The sequence below is a fragment of the Paenalcaligenes sp. Me52 genome, from assembly GCF_050487965.1.
Taxonomy (GTDB): Bacteria; Pseudomonadota; Gammaproteobacteria; order Burkholderiales; family Burkholderiaceae_B; genus Paenalcaligenes.
In genome coordinates this window covers 1,146,122-1,163,758 of the sequence record NZ_JBKQFO010000001.1, presented here as the reverse complement: position 1 = coordinate 1,163,758, position 17,637 = coordinate 1,146,122, and the positions used below count along the sequence as shown (strand labels likewise).

At 50.8% G+C, this 17,637-nt stretch carries 16 protein-coding genes; 8 read left to right on the top strand and 8 right to left on the bottom strand.

Translation table 11 applies throughout. From position 1 onward, the window contains the following. Positions 1-5 precede the first annotated feature (5 nt). A complete protein-coding gene (locus ACLO87_RS05415) occupies positions 6-536 on the top strand; it encodes a helix-turn-helix domain-containing protein (protein WP_430222990.1) in 531 nt (176 codons plus the stop codon). A gap of 6 nt (positions 537-542) precedes the next feature. On the opposite strand, the gene ACLO87_RS05410 is transcribed toward ACLO87_RS05415, so the two are convergent. From ACLO87_RS05410 to ACLO87_RS05395, 4 genes are all read right to left on the bottom strand, one after another. Beyond that, complete coding sequence (locus ACLO87_RS05410; protein ID WP_430222989.1) at positions 543-962, bottom strand: hypothetical protein; 420 nt, start codon at positions 960-962, stop codon at positions 543-545. A 14-nt stretch (positions 963-976) separates the two neighbouring features. After that, on the bottom strand, positions 977-2,089 hold the full coding sequence (locus ACLO87_RS05405; protein ID WP_430222988.1) for an aminotransferase class V-fold PLP-dependent enzyme: 1,113 nt from the start codon (positions 2,087-2,089) through the stop codon (positions 977-979). A 19-nt stretch (positions 2,090-2,108) separates the two neighbouring features. Beyond that, positions 2,109-3,407 (bottom strand): MFS transporter, encoded by a 1,299-nt coding sequence (locus ACLO87_RS05400; protein WP_135865726.1) that lies wholly within the window; start codon positions 3,405-3,407, stop codon positions 2,109-2,111. Positions 3,408-3,651: 244 nt separating this feature from the next. Continuing rightward, complete coding sequence (locus ACLO87_RS05395; protein ID WP_430222987.1) at positions 3,652-4,989, bottom strand: amidohydrolase; 1,338 nt, start codon at positions 4,987-4,989, stop codon at positions 3,652-3,654. Positions 4,990-5,268: 279 nt separating this feature from the next. On the opposite strand from ACLO87_RS05395, the gene ACLO87_RS05390 reads away from it, so the two are divergent. After that, positions 5,269-6,024 (top strand): maleate cis-trans isomerase family protein, encoded by a 756-nt coding sequence (locus ACLO87_RS05390; RefSeq protein WP_166407652.1) that lies wholly within the window; start codon positions 5,269-5,271, stop codon positions 6,022-6,024. A 43-nt stretch (positions 6,025-6,067) separates the two neighbouring features. Beyond that, complete coding sequence (locus ACLO87_RS05385; RefSeq protein ID WP_430222986.1) at positions 6,068-6,967, top strand: LysR substrate-binding domain-containing protein; 900 nt, start codon at positions 6,068-6,070, stop codon at positions 6,965-6,967. Positions 6,968-7,025: 58 nt separating this feature from the next. Here ACLO87_RS05385 and ACLO87_RS05380 read toward each other — a convergent pair whose 3' ends face one another. The 3 genes from ACLO87_RS05380 to ACLO87_RS05370 all read right to left on the bottom strand — a co-directional run bounded on the left by ACLO87_RS05380 (position 7,026) and on the right by ACLO87_RS05370 (position 11,081). Continuing rightward, a complete protein-coding gene (locus tag ACLO87_RS05380) occupies positions 7,026-7,580 on the bottom strand; it encodes a flavin reductase family protein (protein ID WP_430223727.1) in 555 nt (184 codons plus the stop codon). Positions 7,581-7,784: 204 nt separating this feature from the next. Continuing rightward, a complete protein-coding gene (locus ACLO87_RS05375; RefSeq protein WP_430222985.1) occupies positions 7,785-10,601 on the bottom strand; it encodes a cytochrome c in 2,817 nt (938 codons plus the stop codon). A gap of 9 nt (positions 10,602-10,610) precedes the next feature. After that, positions 10,611-11,081: a (2Fe-2S)-binding protein gene (locus ACLO87_RS05370; RefSeq protein WP_430222984.1), complete on the bottom strand. Its 471-nt coding sequence runs from the start codon at positions 11,079-11,081 to the stop codon at positions 10,611-10,613. Between the two features lie 221 nt (positions 11,082-11,302). Between ACLO87_RS05370 and ACLO87_RS05365 the strand changes: the two genes are divergently transcribed. From ACLO87_RS05365 to ACLO87_RS05350, 4 genes are read left to right on the top strand one after another with little or no spacing between them, the layout of a single operon-like run. After that, positions 11,303-13,579 (top strand): xanthine dehydrogenase family protein molybdopterin-binding subunit, encoded by a 2,277-nt coding sequence (locus ACLO87_RS05365; RefSeq protein WP_430222982.1) that lies wholly within the window; start codon positions 11,303-11,305, stop codon positions 13,577-13,579. After that, the gene (locus tag ACLO87_RS05360; RefSeq protein WP_430222981.1) at positions 13,576-14,406 is read left to right on the top strand and encodes an alpha/beta fold hydrolase; all 831 of its coding nucleotides are present in this window, start codon (positions 13,576-13,578) and stop codon (positions 14,404-14,406) included. The genes ACLO87_RS05365 and ACLO87_RS05360 overlap by 4 nt, the downstream gene beginning before the upstream one ends. Positions 14,407-14,417: 11 nt before the next feature. After that, positions 14,418-15,464, top strand: a complete 1,047-nt coding sequence (locus tag ACLO87_RS05355; protein WP_430222980.1) for a M29 family metallopeptidase — start codon at positions 14,418-14,420, stop codon at positions 15,462-15,464. After that, positions 15,457-16,071, top strand: a complete 615-nt coding sequence (locus ACLO87_RS05350; protein WP_430222979.1) for an isochorismatase family protein — start codon at positions 15,457-15,459, stop codon at positions 16,069-16,071. The genes ACLO87_RS05355 and ACLO87_RS05350 overlap by 8 nt, the downstream gene beginning before the upstream one ends. A 49-nt stretch (positions 16,072-16,120) precedes the next feature. On the opposite strand, the gene ACLO87_RS05345 is transcribed toward ACLO87_RS05350, so the two are convergent. Further along, a complete protein-coding gene (locus ACLO87_RS05345; protein WP_430222978.1) occupies positions 16,121-16,564 on the bottom strand; it encodes an Lrp/AsnC family transcriptional regulator in 444 nt (147 codons plus the stop codon). Between the two features lie 122 nt (positions 16,565-16,686). On the opposite strand from ACLO87_RS05345, the gene ACLO87_RS05340 reads away from it, so the two are divergent. Then, on the top strand, positions 16,687-17,577 hold the full coding sequence (locus ACLO87_RS05340; RefSeq protein WP_430222977.1) for a DMT family transporter: 891 nt from the start codon (positions 16,687-16,689) through the stop codon (positions 17,575-17,577). The last annotated feature ends 60 nt before the right edge of the window (positions 17,578-17,637 follow it).

Here is a 17,637-nt window from a genome sequence, read left to right as displayed (position 1 = left end):
CACTCATGACCACCCTACGCATCCGCGAACTGCGAGAGCACAAAAAACTCTCTCTACGCAAGCTAGCCGAATTGGCCCAAGTGTCTCCTGGTTTGATTAGCCAAGTAGAACGTGGGCTGACGCAACCTAGTTTGGATACGTTGCGTCAAATCGCTAAGGCCTTGGATACCCCTATTTTCTCGCTACTGGGCGATAGTTTGCAGCAAGTTTCTGTTGTGCGTGAGGCTGATCGTATGCGCCTGCAATCAGCCTCTGGTGTGCAATACAGTCGCATTTCACCGGGGCTGGGTAAGATTGAGATGTTGGAAGGTTTTTTACCACCAGGCGGCGCATCGGTTGGTGAGCGTTGGAGCCACCCTGCCGAGGAATGTGTAGTGGTGACGCAAGGTCGCTTGTTGGTGGATGTGGATACACAAACTCACTCACTTGAGGTGGGGGATAGCTGTTATTTTGACTCCAGCTTACCCCACGCCTATCGCAACCCTTATGATGCCGATGTGCGATTTATCGTCGCCATCACACCACCTAGTTACTAAAGCGATTTAGCGACGCCAACCGCTATGCAATTGTGACTGGATCATATCCAGCTCGGTTTCGTGGCAACGCTGCAATCGCTGCCAACGCTCTTCACTCATATCATTACTGCGCGTGGCCATCATCACTAGCACGCAAGACTGCTCATCTATTGCCTGCACCCACGCACTAATACGCGGACTACGCGTTTCCACACTACCCACCCAATAGCGCACCAAACCCTGCTCTGGTAACACCTCTACGCTGACGTGCGTTTGCCCACCATCGAATAAGGATGTGCCTACCACCACGCCTTCGGCCACCTCTTTGGTGTCAAAGCAGCCTAGAGACCATTGCCCTAACAACTTTAAGTCAGCCATAAAAGCCATTACGTCCGAAGCCGGCTTTTCTATACGACGACTAGCTTGGTGTGCCCATGTTTTTTCCATTGCTGCTCCTTGCATTACCAGCCCGCCTGTAAGGTATCGCACAGACGCAGTACATCTTGTTCACGGCATACGTTGCCAGGTGATAAGCGCAGCACTGCATCACGATGATCGCAATACAGCTCTTGTTCACGTAGCGTGTCCACCAAGGCCTTCGCTCGTGCTGCACTGCTCGCTTTCAACATGACGCTGCCGCCCCGCTCTGATACGGATAGCGGCGTTAGCACCTGCCACCCCTGCTGTTTAGCACGCTCATAGATGATGCTAGTTAGGGCTTGGTTTTGTTCCCACAAACTATGCACGCCGGTATTTTGTACAAACTGCAGACCCGGTAACGATGCAATGCTGGCCAATACAGATGGTGTGCCATGATCAAAACGACGCGCATCTGGTGCGTAGCTAAACTGATCTAAGTTCCAATTAAAGGGGTTATCTTGGCTAAACCAACCACGGAACTCTGGCTCACACTGCGCTATTAAATCTGGCCGCACATGCAGCAAACTCGCACCAGCCACACCGCACACCCACTTCAATGAGGCCGACAACGTAAAGGCCACATCGTTATGCACTTGAAAGGGTACTAAACCTGCAGCCTGCGTTAGATCCAACGCCATCAAGCTGCCATGATCACGCGCGCATTGCGCCATGCGATCCACATCCACTCGATGCGACGAGGTTGAACTCACCCAGGTCACTAAGGCCAACCCCACGGTGTCATCCCATGCCTTGATGAAATCATCGTCCGACACATAAGCCAACCCCGAGCTTAGTGGCACAGTACGCAAGGTAAAACCTAAGCGCTGCGACAGTTTCTGCAGCAAAAAGTGCAAGCTAGGGAAACAGTCGCCCGCTACTAATAACGTACGACCTTTACGCACATGGTCTGGCAAGGAACCCAAAATACTGTACAGCCCGCCCGTCACGTTTTCACTCAGAGCGATATCTTGTGGGCGCGCACCAATGAGCTCCGCCCAACCGTTGATAAACGCCTGCTTTTGGCCTAACGCATAACCCCACTGCCCATCATCCAGCGCAGACCAGCTCTTAGTGAACTCATCTAACTGCGCTTGCATGGCAGCATGTTTGCCTTCAAACATACCAATGGAGTGATAGAGAAAATAACCTGACATTGTTGTAGATCCTTAGTAATCAATCAGCCAGCGCGCGGCCAGAGGTTTCTTGCACACTTCGTAATGCGATGATGCCCACCAATGCGGCAGCCATGACATAGAAGGCTGGCGCCATGCTGGAACCGGTTTGCGTGCTAAGCCACGAAGCAATGAAGGGGGCGGTCGCGCCACCCAGAATGGTGGCAATGTTGAAACCCAGCGATACGCCGCTGTAGCGCACTCGAGTAGGGAACAATTCGGCATACAGCGGGTAACCCACTGACTGCACAATAATGAAAGGGATGATGGAAATAGCCACTGCTACAGCAGCAATAGCAAAACTTCCCCACGATGCCACCCACATCGTGACTGGTACCAAAACCATGTACCCCAACAAACCGATGGTAAGTAGTGGTTTACGCCCAAAACGATCGGACAACCCACCTGCAAACGGCATGATGAAAGCAGAGATTAATGTCACCAACGACACCAACCAAAACACCGCTGAAGCATCGTATTTCAAGGTGCGGGTCAGGTGCGTACTCAAATACACCACCCCTACATAGCCTGCAGCATTTTGTGCGAAGCCAATAGCAATCACCTGCATCAGCGGGCGGCTGTGTTCACGCAAAATCACCGAGATAGGAGAATGCTCTGGCCTATGCGCTTTAAGTAGCTCTTGAAAGCGTGGAGAATCCTCAATGCGCGAACGCGCCCACACACACAACAAGATCAATGGAATAGACAGTAAAAAAGGAATACGCCATGCCCACTCTTGCATGGCCTCTTTACCAAATACCGTGCTCACCAACCCCGCAACACCGGTGGCCAATGACAACCCCAAGGTAGCCGCTGCCGGATTAAATGCACCGAAAAAACCGCGCTTATTCGCTGGCGAACACTCGGCCACATACGTCGCTGCCCCAGTGATTTCACCACCCGCAAAAAAGCCCTGCAGCAATCTGCACAGTAGTAATAAAGCTGGTGCCATCAACCCTAAGGTGGCGTAGGTAGGTAGCATCCCCATCAATGCGCTGGCCACACCTATACCGATGATGGTGACCATCAGCGCTGCTGTACGGCCATGCCTATCCCCAAACCAACCGAAGAAAATACCACCCAGCGGTCTGGCCAAAAATGCACCACCAAAAATCGCCAAGGTAGAAAGCAATGCCGCGTTTTCATTTTCACCCACAAAGAACAGCAGGCTTAGCGTGACCGCTAAAACGCCATAAAGCTGAAAGTCGTAATACTCGATCATCGTGCCCAAGCCCGCAGCACTCGCTGCCCGCCACGGTGACACCTCTGACCGCACAGGGTCTGTGTGTTGGTTCTGCATGCCTCATCCGTCCTGTCGCGCTTTTGCGCTTTATTGTTTAGTGTGACTAAACAAAGTATACGGAGGAATGCTTTAGCCCTCAACTACGCATTTACACTAGGTATGTAGGTCAGCAAACCATAAAAAAGTCTGGGGCTGCTGTCTATGCAGCCCCAGACTTTTAAACACCAGAACGCATCACACGATGCCGCTTTATGCCCGACTTAACTGCACATAAAGCGCATAGAGCAATGCGCTACGACTCCTATTTTGCAAGCTGACCTAATACCGTCAGCGTCATGGCTTTAACACCAGTAGTAATAGTGGGCTCAGGCACTGGCGCAAAAAATGGTGAGTGCTGAGTAGGCACAGGCTTACCACCCGGCAGACGTGATGCCTCTACTAATTTAGGATCTAGCGCACCAAGAAAGAAGAACAAGCTTGGGATTCCTTCTTTGCCATAAAGCGCAAAGTCCTCAGAAGGTGCAGCCATCGGGATACGTACAACAGTTTCGGCAGGCAATGCTTGCTGCAAAATTTGCTCTGTCTGATCCACTAACGCCTTGTCGTTGATGGTTGGAGGCACATCACCAGCAAACTTTATCTCTGGCTCTTCAGCACCAGAAATTTGTGCAACTCCTTTCGCGGTACGCACAACACCGTCATGAATGACTTTACGAGTTTCATCATTCGTGAACCGCATACTTGCCATCAACGTAGCCTGATTAGGAATCACGTTTCCAGCTTGCCCGCTGTGCACTGCCCCCACCGTAAATACACCGAAGTCTCCGGGGTTTTTAGCACGACTAATAACCGATTGAACGGTAGTAATAAACTGGGCCGCCTGAACAATAGGATCTATACCCGTATGAGGCATAGAACCATGCGCCCCCACACCATGAAACACAATTTCAACTTGCGTGCTACCAGTCAGCACAGGCCCTTCAGTAAGCCCGATAAGACCCGCTGCATCATTCCACGTATGCAGTGCTATGGCGACATCTGGTTTGGTGAAACGCTTAAATAAACCATCATCAATCATTGCTTTAGCACCAGACAATGACTCTTCCGCTGGTTGCGCAATGAACATCAACGTACCCTGCCAGCTATCTTTTAGACTGACTAATGTTTTGGCTGTACCCAACCATGTCGCCATATGAATATCATGACCGCATGCATGCATGACCGCAGTTTCAGCACCATTAAAGGTGGATACAGCATTACTGGAGTACGGTAAGCCGGTATTTTCTTGAACAGGTAAAGCATCCAGTTCGGTACGAACCATCACTACAGGGCCATCACCATTACGGAAAATAGCCACCACACCGGTACCACCAACCCCTTCCGTCACCTCAAACCCCAAGGCCTTCATTTGTTCAGCCATCACCTTAGCAGTACGCGTTTCTTGAAACCCTAGCTCTGGATGCTGATGCAAGTCTTTATAGATGGCATCCCATTGCGAATAGTTCTGCGAAATTACTTGATCTATACGCGGGCCAACATCGGTAATTGTTTCATTCGCGTACACACTGCTAGAGCCCATCAGCGCCCAAGCCACACACACTGAACCCGTGGCTAGACGAGCCGCATTCGATAAACGCATGTTTGTCTCCTTAACATTAGCTACACATGATGGTCCATTCCCATCCCTTCTTTATTATCAGCAGATATGCTTATGCAGGGATGAGCAAACCCACAAAAACTATGCCACTCCCCTTTTAGCCGCGTCAATCCAATCCACCCAGCGAACCTCAACCCCGTAAACCTTACACCCTACCCACCATCGCCATTCGCGATAGCACGTTGACCGAATGGCGCTTTACCCTTCTTCCCCGCCCTCGCAAAATAGATGCATAACTATTCATCTAGTCGAGGACACAACATGAAAACCTACCGTATCGGACAAGTCGTTCCTAGTTCTAACACCACCATGGAAACTGAAATTCCAGCGATGCTGCAAGCGCGCTATGCTGAGTTTCCTGACGAGCGTTTTACTTTTCACTCATCACGTATGCGCATGATGAAAGTAACACCAGAAGAACTAAAAGCTATGGACATTGCCAGCGACCGCTGCGTGTTAGAGCTTAGCGATGCCCGCATGGATGTGATGGCCTACGCCTGCTTGGTTGCCATCATGGCTCAAGGCGATGGTTACCACCGCGTATCCCAAGAACGCCTACAAAAAGTCGTTACCGATAACGGCGTGGATATTCCTGTGCTGAGTTCTGCGGGTGCCTTGGTTGAAACTTTAAAAGAGTTCAACTTCAACAAAGTATCTATCATCACACCCTACATGAAACCATTGACGCAACGTGTGGCCGATTACATCCGCGCAGAAGGCGTTGAAGTGCTAGACACCATCAGCCTAGAAGTAGCTGATAACCTGGAAGTTGGTTTGCTGAACCCTGAAAATCTGCTGGAACACGTTAAACGCTTGGACTACAAAGATGCAGATGCCGTCGTGTTATCAGCTTGCGTACAAATGCCATCACTTGCAGCCATTCAACGTGCACAAGATATGATTGGCAAACCTGTACTGTCAGCCGCGGTATGTACGGTTTACCAAATGCTGAAAACACTGGGCTTGGAAACACGTGTACCTAATGCTGGCCACATTTTGTCTGGCGTTAAACCCTAATCTCTGCCACTGAAAACGGCGAAAAAACGCTATGATGTCATGCATGAAACTGGACTTGCTGACATTAAAGCTATTCGTTCGTGTTTTAGAGGAAGGGACCATCAGTAAGGCGGCAGAGCTGGAACATATAGCCAGCGCCGCCGTCAGTCGCCGTCTTGCTGATCTTGAGCATCACCTAGATACTCCCCTGCTTCATCGCACCAACAAAGGTATTAGCCCCACCCCCGCCGGGGTAGAGCTGTTGTACCGTGCGCGTGCGTTATTGAACAACGCCTATGATCTGGAAACGCGTTTACATGCCTACGCCAAGGGCCAACACGGCCAAGTGCATATCATGGCGAATACCTCGGCAGTCACGCAATTTCTGCCTGCCGTACTGGGGCAATTTGCGCAGCAGTTTCCGCAAGTACAGTTGCAGCTAGAAGAAAAAAGCAGCTTGGATATTATCAATGCATTGTCTGAAGGCAAAACCGAGATAGGCATCTTCACGCGCCTACCCTTTCAAGCCAGCATTGAAACTTTCACCTTTAGGCATGACGAACTGGTAGCTCTGGTGCCGCAGTCGCACCCATTGGCTCAGTTCACTGAGATAGACTTTATCCAAACGCTGGATTACGCCCACATTTCGCTGTTTGCAGGCACGCACATTCATTATCAAATCAGCAAGATTGCGATGGAGCACAATCGTGCGTTATCCATCCAAACCGAAGTATCTGGCTACGATGCCATGTGCTTGCTGATTAATGCCGGTATAGGGATTGGAATTTTGCCGCGTGAAAGTACGCAGATTTACCATATACCCAATACCCGCACCATCGCGTTACGTGACGCCTGGCGCTCACGTGAATTGCTAGTAGGCGTACGTAAACAAAGTGAGCTATCCCCTAGCGCGGCCAGCCTGCTGGCGCTGCTTTTAGCCGAAGCGCCCACTCAAGCACAATAATGCAGCGCAACCACCGCTTGCACTACGGCTCGCAAAATCACGGATTACTCACGCCTATCTAACGTGGTCGGTACAGACCAAATAATGTGTCGTCGGTGATTTCGTAATAGTCTTTAGGGCCACCGCCCCGTAAAACCGGATGCGCAGAGGCGCAATGATAAACGCCATCCTTTATGTGCTCGGTAGCAATGTGCACGGCCACCACTTCACCCAACACCATCCACGAACCAGCACCCACACCATCGCTGCCTGTTAGCTCAAAATGCTGTGACACCTTGCACTCTAACGACACCGGGCTTTCGGCCACATAAGGAGCTACCACCCGCTCACCCAGTTGTAGAGTTAAACCCGTTAGATCGAACTCATCTACTGGCTGCTCAATGCTGCTTAGATTCACTTGTTCAGCCAAAGATCGTGTTGCCAAGTTCCATGTAAACACACCTGTTTCTATGGCATTACGCGCGCTATCTTTATAGCCCACACTCGCAAACCCAATAATGGGTGGGCGGTAATTGAACATAGTACAGAAACTGTAAGGCGCTAAATTGAATACGCCCTGCGCCGACCGTGTACCAATCCAGCCAATCACACGCGGCCCCACAATAGAACTCATAGGATCATGCTTTAAGCCATGGCCCAACTTGGGTTCGTAGAAATGTTTATGTTGCACCTTCGTTTTATCCTTACGATGACGTTGCACCATCACACAATCTACCACAACGATGCAACGACACAGCTACCCTCTTAGCCTTCGCTCATGGCACTAGCAGTCACAGCCATAAACGTGCCCACCGCCACTCCCAAGAAACCCGGACGGTTATAAATGCCCTGGTTGCTGCCTGATGCTTTGCACCTTGGTTTGAATATTTTCCCACGGTTTTTTATCCGGTGCGTATTGCTTACGTAAGTAGTGCAGTAAATCTTCCATTTGCTGATTATTTAAGCTGTGTTTGAAGGCAGGCATATTCCCTAAAGCAGGGGAAGACGGCCTTGTAATGCCATGCAGAATCACCTGAATTAAGTTATCGGGCGAATCACTTTGTATAGACGTATTCACCGCCAACGAAGGGCGCGCCCCAAACAACGCTGGTCCCGATTGGCTGTCATGGCACACCATACAGGCTCCTTCATAGATACTTCTGCCCGGCATCAGCCATACATCTGTTAGCTGTGTCTGCGCTTGCTGCTCAACCTGCTGAAGCTGTACGTTTGCTGCCGCTATTTGCGGTTCAGCCGCCACGGACTCAGCACGCCCTTGTAGATTCAGTAGGTAATGCGACATCGCCCGAACATCATATTCAGGCAACTCCGCTAACCCTTCGATAATAGGCCCCATCGGCCCTGCCGCCACACCGTGCTGTACAGACTGCCCCGTACGTAAATAGGTATAAAGCGCTTCTTCGGTCCACGGCACATCAGCCGTAGCCAAGGCATTTAACGCTGGGGCTTCCCAACCGTCTACTTCACCACCCGCAAGGAAATATTTACCTTTTTTCTCGCCACCCAAACTATTACGTGGCGAATGACAGGCCATGCAATGCCCGCTGCTATTGACCAAGTACGCACCTCGGTTCCAGAGCTCTGTTTGCCCCTCGTCGTATTGGTATGCCTGTCTATCAGTATGAAATAACGTATTCCAACCAGCTAACGCTGGTCTGAAATTAAATGGAAAACCTAACTCATGCGGCTTATTGGGGGCATGCACGGGCTCTTGCGTCATCAAGTACGCATACAAAGACTGCAAGTCCTCATCACTTAGCTTGGCATACGAGGTGTAAGGGAAAGCCGGGTATAAATGCGATCCATCACGGTGAATACCATCACGCATGGCGCGCTCAAAGGCCTTGTACGACCATGCGCCTATGCCGGTCTCTGGATCTGGAGTGATGTTCGTGGTGAAGATTTTCCCAAAGGGTGTGTCCAAGGCCAAACCACCCGCATTGGTTGCCTGACCATCCGCCGTATGGCACACCATACAATCACCCGCCAGAGCCACCAAACGCCCACGTTCTATGGCGATATCCGAAAAAATAGAGGTATCAATTCTAGGTACAGGCGGAATAGCGGGACGCCATGGTGAGGCCACCACTAGCAGCCCCGCAGCAGCACTAGCGGCTCCTGCCAACCAACCTAGCCAACGCTTTGATGATTTTGCTTTTGCCTGCGTAGCGATAGCCCAACGCTGTGTTGCCAACGATAAATCCAATGGAGCATGGTGCAGCCTGACTTGTGTTGCATCCTTTACCGCATTCGCAATAGCGGCGGCAGCGGGCAACTCTGCTGTGGCACTCCACGCCAATGCCTGCCCTACTAGCGCACTCTGATTTACAACCTGTATGTCTGTACCCACAGGCTGAGGGGATGATGTGCTGTCACTAGCCTGTGCCGCCCTTTCTTCTAACCCAGCGCTATGTCCCAATAACTTGCCTGCCCACTGGGAGATACGATGCTTAATCTGCGTCTGCTGCACATCACTTTGCGGAATGTGCTGATCGCTATCAAAAGCCACCGTCACTTTCTGTAGACTCAACTGTTGCGACTGCGTATCCAACGCTAACTCTACCGCCCACGCCGACCATACCGCTTGCGCCGGTTTTTGCTCATAGTCATAGGCTTTCACATACGCAAAGCCATACCCATGATTCTGCTTTTTAGGCGTGTAGGCAATGCCGTCATCATTCACCCATCCCGCTTGTTCGGCAGCTCGCTGTATTAACCTGCGACCACGCTCATCCTGCACTTGCACCAGTCGCTCTTGCAGAGGGTCTACCCCATGCGTGCGCAAAGACTCATCAAAGTCAGATTCAGCCGCAAAGGTTAATGCCGCAGCATAATCACGCTGCGCGCCTACAGGTGCCAACCACTGCGCATGGTTATAACGACGATCTCCCACATACTCTGTAGCTAGTTGCACGCCTTGCTTATCTTTAGTCTGCCAACCCAACAACTTCGCCGCCACAGACGTACCCAAGCCGGGTACCACGTTGCTCTCCCATGCTCCACTCTCAGACGCCAGAGAAACAAGCTTAATGGTTTGCAATCCTGACTCTGCACGCATTACAACTGGCTGCTTTACCTGCAGTGCCAGCACAGCCGCTTGCACGGCTTCGTCATAGGCCTCAGTTAGAGGCTCTACACTCTGGTATATCTGTATACGTTCTGCTGGTAATGACGCCAGCACCATCAGTTCATCACGCAGTTGATGCGGATACGCCGTGCTTAGCCATACATGCAATGTTTCGTGCTCGTATTGCGCAACCGACCACGCCAAGCCATTATCCACCGACGCATCCCAGCTATACCCTTCAGCGTCATTAAAAGCAGGCGCTTGCGATGCTGCACCCACCCATGACACACGCACCAAAGCTTTAGCTTGTTTAGCCGTCGTTTCTTGAGCCGCCAACACCGCTAAAAAATTTTGCTGCGCCACACACTTCACTACACCGGGGACTTTTTGCGCAGCAGACCAATCCACATCCGAATACAGAGGCTGATGATTCGCCAACAACGGTTGCTGCAAAAGCGAAAGCGGTGGATACACCACCGCCCCATACAACGCATGCTCTAACGCTGGTAACGCTACTGTTCTTGTTTCTACCGTGACTGCCTGATTGCCTGGTACTACCGTATACATACTGCCACCCTACGCCACTTGAGCCGCAGCACGCGCTGCCGCAAGAATTTCCATATGCGTGCCACAGCGACAAAGGTTGTGACGTAGCTCGTTGCGTATTTCTTCTTCTGTGGGGTGCGCATTACGCAGTAGCAAAGCCTGTATGGTCATAATCATGCCGTTTAGACAATACCCGCATTGCGCCGCTTGATGATCAATAAATGCCTGCTGTACATGGTTAGGCTCACCCTCCGTCGCCAAACCCTCTAAGGTAGTAATGGCATAGCCCTGCACCGCTGAACAGGTGGTCACACAAGAGCGTGCCGCCACCCCACTCACCAATACTGTGCAAGCACCACACTCACCCAAACCGCAACCAAATTTAGGGCTTTTTAACCCAAGATCATTACGCAATACGTATAGCAATGGCGTGTCAGGACTGACCTGCACTTCACGCTCTTGATTATTCACTCTTAACTGCATTGAAACCGGAGTAGACATTGACACACCAAAAAAGTCTATACGCTCTAAAAAAACCATAAACTAAAAAATTGCTTAAAATATAAACAATCTCAGTTCAAATGCATACTCAATACCAGTAAGGGTTTATACCTAAAATAATTTTTATAAGCGCCACCGACAAAAGTTTTCCCTATAATCAATATAAAGTGTATACGCTCTAATTTACAGAAATGAGCAACGTTTTCACCCCAGGAACATACATGCTTGAGCACTCCCCCAAGCTTCTGCAGAAAAATCTCTTTGAAAACAACGATAGTTTGTTGATTCTGCGTGCCCCCAGCCTGCCACCACAACCGGTAGCAGGCCAACCCGGAGTGGTCTCAACCTATCTGCAAGCACATGACGATATTTTTGTTGCCATTACTGCAGCACAGATTTATGCCTTCAATGGTCACGTAGACCTAGGTACGGGCATACAAACAGCTTTGGGGCAGATCGTTGCCGATGAGCTAGACATACAACCTGAGCAACTGCGTATGGTGCTGGGCCACACCGAGGCCTCCCCCAATCAAGGCCCCACCATTGCCAGCGCCTCTATACAGATCTCGGCCATCCCTCTGCGCAAAGCGGCCGCTCAAGCCAAACAGTTACTGCTGCAGCATCAAGCCGAAAAGTGGCAAACCGAAGCTCATCTGCTACACGTTAAAAATGGTCTGATAAACGGGCCGAACGGCTTACAGATTTCGTATCACGATGCCGTCAAAGGTACACAGTTACGCGCCTATCTGGATCTAGACACCCAGACCAAACCACGTGAGCTGCTTACTATAGTAGGGACCTCTACACCACGTGTGGATATCCCTAAAAAAGCAGTTGGGCAATTTACCTACGTACACGATGTTGAAGTACCTGGCATGTGGCATGCTCGAGTCGTGCGCCCTCCTTATGCTGGTCGTGATAGCGGCGATTTTATTGGCCGTAGTTTGGAGTCTATTGATGCCTCTTCTATTCAGCACATCAGCCCTGATGTACTGATCGTACAAGAAGGAGATTTTGTTGCTGTCGTTGCTCAACGAGAAGAACACGCCATTCAGGCAGCCCGCGAATTAAAGGTGCAGTGGCGCACCATCCCCCCCTTACCCTCCCTACATGATTTGGGGGCTGCTATTAAAGCCCACCCCCACACCCCGCGCCTATTAAAAGACAACACCGACGAACACACCGCGCCCCACCCCGCTGGCAGTATCACCCTACAAAATGAGTATGTATGGCCGTTCCAACTGCATGCCTCTATTGGTCCCTCTTGCGCGGTTGCACATTACACCCCGCAACGTTCACGCCTGTGGTCAGGCACACAAAACCCGCACATGCTGCGTACTCAGTTGTCTGAACTGTTTGAGCTAGAAGAAGGCAGCATTGAAATTATTCGCCATGAAGCCTCGGGCTGCTACGGGCGCAACTGCGCAGATGACGTATGCGCCGATGCACTGCTGATTTCAAAGCTCACGAATAGACCCATACGTGTACAACTGAGTCGCGAGCAAGAACACGCTTGGGAACCCAAAGGCGCAGCACAGTTGATGCTAAATACCGCATCCGTCAGCCCTGAGGGTGAACTACTGCACTATGACTTTGCCACGCACTACCCTTCTAACGACTCCCCCTTGTTAGCCGCACTACTGATTGGCAAACTCGCCGCTAACCCACGCACGTTGCAAATGGGTGACCGTACTGCTGTGCCGCCCTACCAATACCTTAGTCAACGCATTGTCTGCAATGACACGCCACCTATAGTTAGAGCCTCTTGGCTGCGCGGCGTTTCAGCCTTGCCGAATAGCTTTGCGCACGAATGCATGATCGACGAGTTAGCTACTGCTGTTGCCCACGATCAAGTCGCCTTCAGAATCATGCATTTGCATAACGATAGTCGTGCCCAAGAACTACTGACCGCCATTGCCGAAAAAGCCCAGTGGGTACCGCATCAACAAGGCTCACGCGGAAAGGCTGATAGCGATGGCTGGATGCATGGTCGTGGCGTGGGTTATGCCCGCTATATACATAGCCGCTTTCCTGGTTTTGGCGCCGCGTGGGCAGCATGGATTCTGGACCTTAAAGTGCATGCGCAAAGCGGCAAGATAATCATTAAACACATCGTAGTGGGGCAAGACACCGGACAGATGGTTAACCCCGCTGGCGTACGCCACCAACTGCATGGCAATGTCATTCAATCGCTCAGCCGCAGCCTGTATGAGTCTGTGCAATTTAACGCGCAAGGCTCAACCACACTTGAGTGGGGGGCGTATCCCATTCTGAAATTCACAGACCTTCCACCTATAGACATCATTTTGATGGATAGGCAAAACGAAGATCCATTAGGGGCTGGCGAATCTGGCTCATTACCCTGTGCACCCGCTATTGCGAACGCACTTTTTGATGCTACCAACATTCGCTTTTACGAAGCACCTTTCACGCCGCAGCGTGTTAGCCAGCGCCTACAGTCATCACTCACAAATTCTAGAGGAGCAAACACACAATGAGCACCTATCTTTATGGCGGCAACGTGCATGCCAATGGCATTAGACAACACTATTTACGCTATGGCATTCCTACGGATGCCGCACAACAAAAACGCGAAGCCATCATCATTATTCCCGGCATCACCAGCCCTGCCGTGACATGGGGGTTTGTGGCGGAACGCTTTGGTAAATACTTTGACACCTACGTATTGGATGTACGTGGTCGTGGCCTAAGCTCTGCTGAGGATGGGCTGGATTACGGCCTTACCGCACAGGCCGAAGACGTAATTGCCTTTGCTAAAGCGCTGGGCTTGGATCGCTACAGCCTAGTAGGACACTCTATGGGTGGACGCATTGGCGCCCGCGCTGCAGCCTTATACCCTACCGCCGTGACTCGCTTAGTCATGGTTGACCCACCTGTATCAGGCCCAGATCGCCGCCCTTACCCTGCCAAACTACCGTGGTACGTAGACTCGATGGCTATGGCTCGCAAAGGCTGCAACGCCGATGATATGCGCGCGTTCTGCCCTACGTGGACAGAAGAGCAACTACAGTTGCGTGCGCAGTGGCTACACACCTGCAATGAAAGCGCCGTCATTCAAAGTTTCAATGATTTCCAGAACGATGACGTGCACCAAAACTTTGCTGCCCTGACGCTACCCACCATGCTGATGATCGCCGAGCGCGGTGATGTAGTGCGTCCCGAGGATGCCGAAGAAATCCAAGGCCTGATCAAGAACCTCACAATTAGCCATGTTGCCAATGCTGGCCACATGATTCCTTGGGATAACGAAGAAGGCTTCTACCAAGCTTTTGGCGATTTCCTAGGCGCAACCCTTAATCCATAAAGAGACTCAACATGGCTGTAAGTGACTATCAACTTATCAATGCTTGGCTAGAAGTCCTGACATTATCCAAGCTGGAAAAAAACCAAGTCGTTACTATTTTGACCAGTAACTCTACCAACGAACAAACCATGCGCTGCGCCACCATTGCTGCACAAATGAAAGGCGCTATTGTTAATCGCTTGGACTTGCCACCCGTCAACGCTGAAAAAGCCTTGAGCAGAGACTCGCTGTCTTACTTGGGTACCACGCCTATTACCAACAACCCCGCCGCTATCGCCAACCTTAAGGCCAGCGACTTGGTGTTGGATTTGATGACACTGCTGTTCTCGCCAGAACAAAGCGAAATACTCGAAACAGGCACAAAAATCCTGCTCGCTGTTGAGCCGCCAGAAATTCTGGTGCGTACCGTTCCTAGTGCACAAGATCGCACCCGCGTATTGAAAGCCGCCAAGCTCATTGAGCAAGCTAAAGCCATGCGCGTGACCTCCCCCGGCGGTACCAACCTGTATTGCCCTATTGGTGATTTCCCCGCCATTAGTGAATACGGTTTTGTAGATGAACCCGGTCGTTGGGATCACTGGCCTAGCGGTTTTGTACTGACATGGCCCAATGAGGGTGGCGCTACCGGCACGATTGTGATCGACAAAGGCGACATTTTATTGCCGCAGAAAAAATACGCATCTGAGCCTATTACGTTGACCGTAGAAAACGGCTACGCCACCAAAATTGAAGGCGGCATTGATGCTGAGCTGCTAAACGAATACATGCACAGCTTCAAAGACCCTGAGGGTTTTGCTATCTCGCACATTGGCTGGGGCCTGCAACCACGCGCCTACTGGTCCACCCTTGAGCTGTACGACAAAGAGCAAACCATAGGCATGGATGCCCGCGCGTTTGAAGGCAACTTCTTGTTCTCATTAGGCCCCAACAACGAAGCAGGCGGTGATCGCACTACAGCCTGCCATATTGATATTCCTTTGCGTCGTTGCGATGTGTATTTGGATGACTTATGCGTCGTCAAAGCCGGCCAAGTTCAGGACGGAGAAAACAATGAGTAGTAATGATGTGTACGCTAAACAAGGCTTTGGTGCGGCGCTAGAACCTGTAGCCCCTTTTGGCTTGTTGATTATTGACTTGGTTAATGGCTTTGCTGACCCTGAGGTATTTGGTGGCGGGAACATCCCACAGGCCATTGAAAAAACCCAAGAGCTTCTTGCTATTGCCCGCAAGAAAAACTGGCCTGTCGCACACACGCGTATTGTGTTTGCCGACGACCAGTCTGATAACAACATCTTCAGTATCAAAGTACCTAGCATGCTGACCTTGTTAGAAGATGCAGAAATCAGCCATATCGTTCCCGAACTTACTCCAGTAGCGGGCGAGCTGGTAGTACGAAAAACGGTGCCTTCTGCCTTTTTTGGCACATCGTTGGCTGCATGGTTAACTCAACGCGGTGTGCAAACGCTAGTCGTAGCTGGCGCCGTAACCAGTGGCTGCGTACGCGCGTCTGTCGTTGACGCCATGCAGCTAGGCTTTAGACCCTTAGTCGTATCAGATTGCGTGGGCGATCGAGCCATTGATCCGCACAACGCTAATCTGTTCGACATGAAACAGAAGTACGCCTACGTGGCCACACTGGAAGAAACCAAAGCCTTACTGGGTTAAGCTCATCTATTCAGGCGCACAAAAAAGCCCAGGGCAATTGCTCTGGGCTTTAGTGTCTAGGCAAAGGCAAACGTCGTGCCACCAATTGCGATTTCACAATCGAGCTGTTCGTTTCAGCCTTATCCCGAACACCCTCTAGAATAAAATCCAGATGCTCAATAGAGCGCAAGCACAATCGCGCAATAAAACAATCGTCGCCCGTCACCTTATCGCATTCAATTAGTTCCGGAATAGCCTCTAGCAACTTCTGCACAGCCTGCAGTTTACCCGGCAACGGTTTGACGCGAACTATTGCCTGTAGCGAATAGCCCAACGCGTGCAAATCCACCTCTAGGATGAAGCCCCGGATTACCCCCCTCTCTTCCAAGCGACGCAACCTATCAGAAGTACCTGGCGCTGAGAGCCCGATGTGATCAGCCAACGTCTTAATAGGCATGCGCGCATCCGCTTGCAAGAGCGCAATAATGTGACGGTCAATATCATCCAAAGCCATTAAGATATTTCTCCATATTTATCTTTTTAAAAAAGATCTTTTATCTATTCTATCTTCTTTATAGTGGATGAAATATTGTAAATTCTCTATAAACTGAACACCGTTATACAACGGGAGGTTCAATGAAGGACAACATGCGCGGCACCATCGAAATGACTACAGCCATGGTGATTTCCGGCACCATAGGCTGGTTGGTCGTATTATCTGGGCGACCAGTCACTGAGGTAGTGTTCTGGCGCTGCCTATTTGCTACGGCAACCTTGCTGGCTGTCTGTGCCGCAATGGGGCTACTGCGACGCGGGCAAATCACGCATCAGCAACTACTGCTAGCCGCATTGGGTGGCGTAGCCATCGTCGCCAATTGGCTATTACTGTTTGCCGCCTATTCGCGCGCATCCATTTCTATTGCCACAGCAGTCTACAACACGCAGCCGTTTATGCTGGTAGGACTGGGCGCCCTGCTGCTACGCGAAGAACTCACACGCTCCAAAGTGGGCTGGCTGGTGCTATCATTTGGTGGCGTACTATTGATTGTTCTGGCCCGCCCCGATGCGGATATGGGTGGCAGCAATTATCTAACCGGTATTTTGATGTCTCTAGGTGCAGCATTTTGTTATGCCGTGGCTGCCATGATTACCAAAAAACTTAAAGGCATACCGCCTCACCTCATTGCCCTGATACAAGTACTGGTAGGTACGCTGCTGTTACTGCCCTTTGCGTTTAGCAGTTACGATATGATTGCTCCCGCCAGTTGGGCCTACTTAGTCACACTCGGCATTGTGCATACTGGGATCATGTACATTTTGCTGTACGGCGCCATACAACGTTTGCCCACCTCATTGACTGGAGCACTCTCGTTTATTTATCCGGTTGTTGCATTTCTTGTGGATGCTCTGGCCTTTGGACACCGTTTACATCCCCTACAGATACTGGGTATCACTGCTATTTTGTTGGCTGCGGCCGGCATGGTGCTAGGATGGAAATGGCCTAAGTTCACTGCACAACAGCACTGATGCACAACTTACGTCGCTGAGCCATAAAAAAGCCCAAAGCAATTGCCTTGGGCTTTTTTA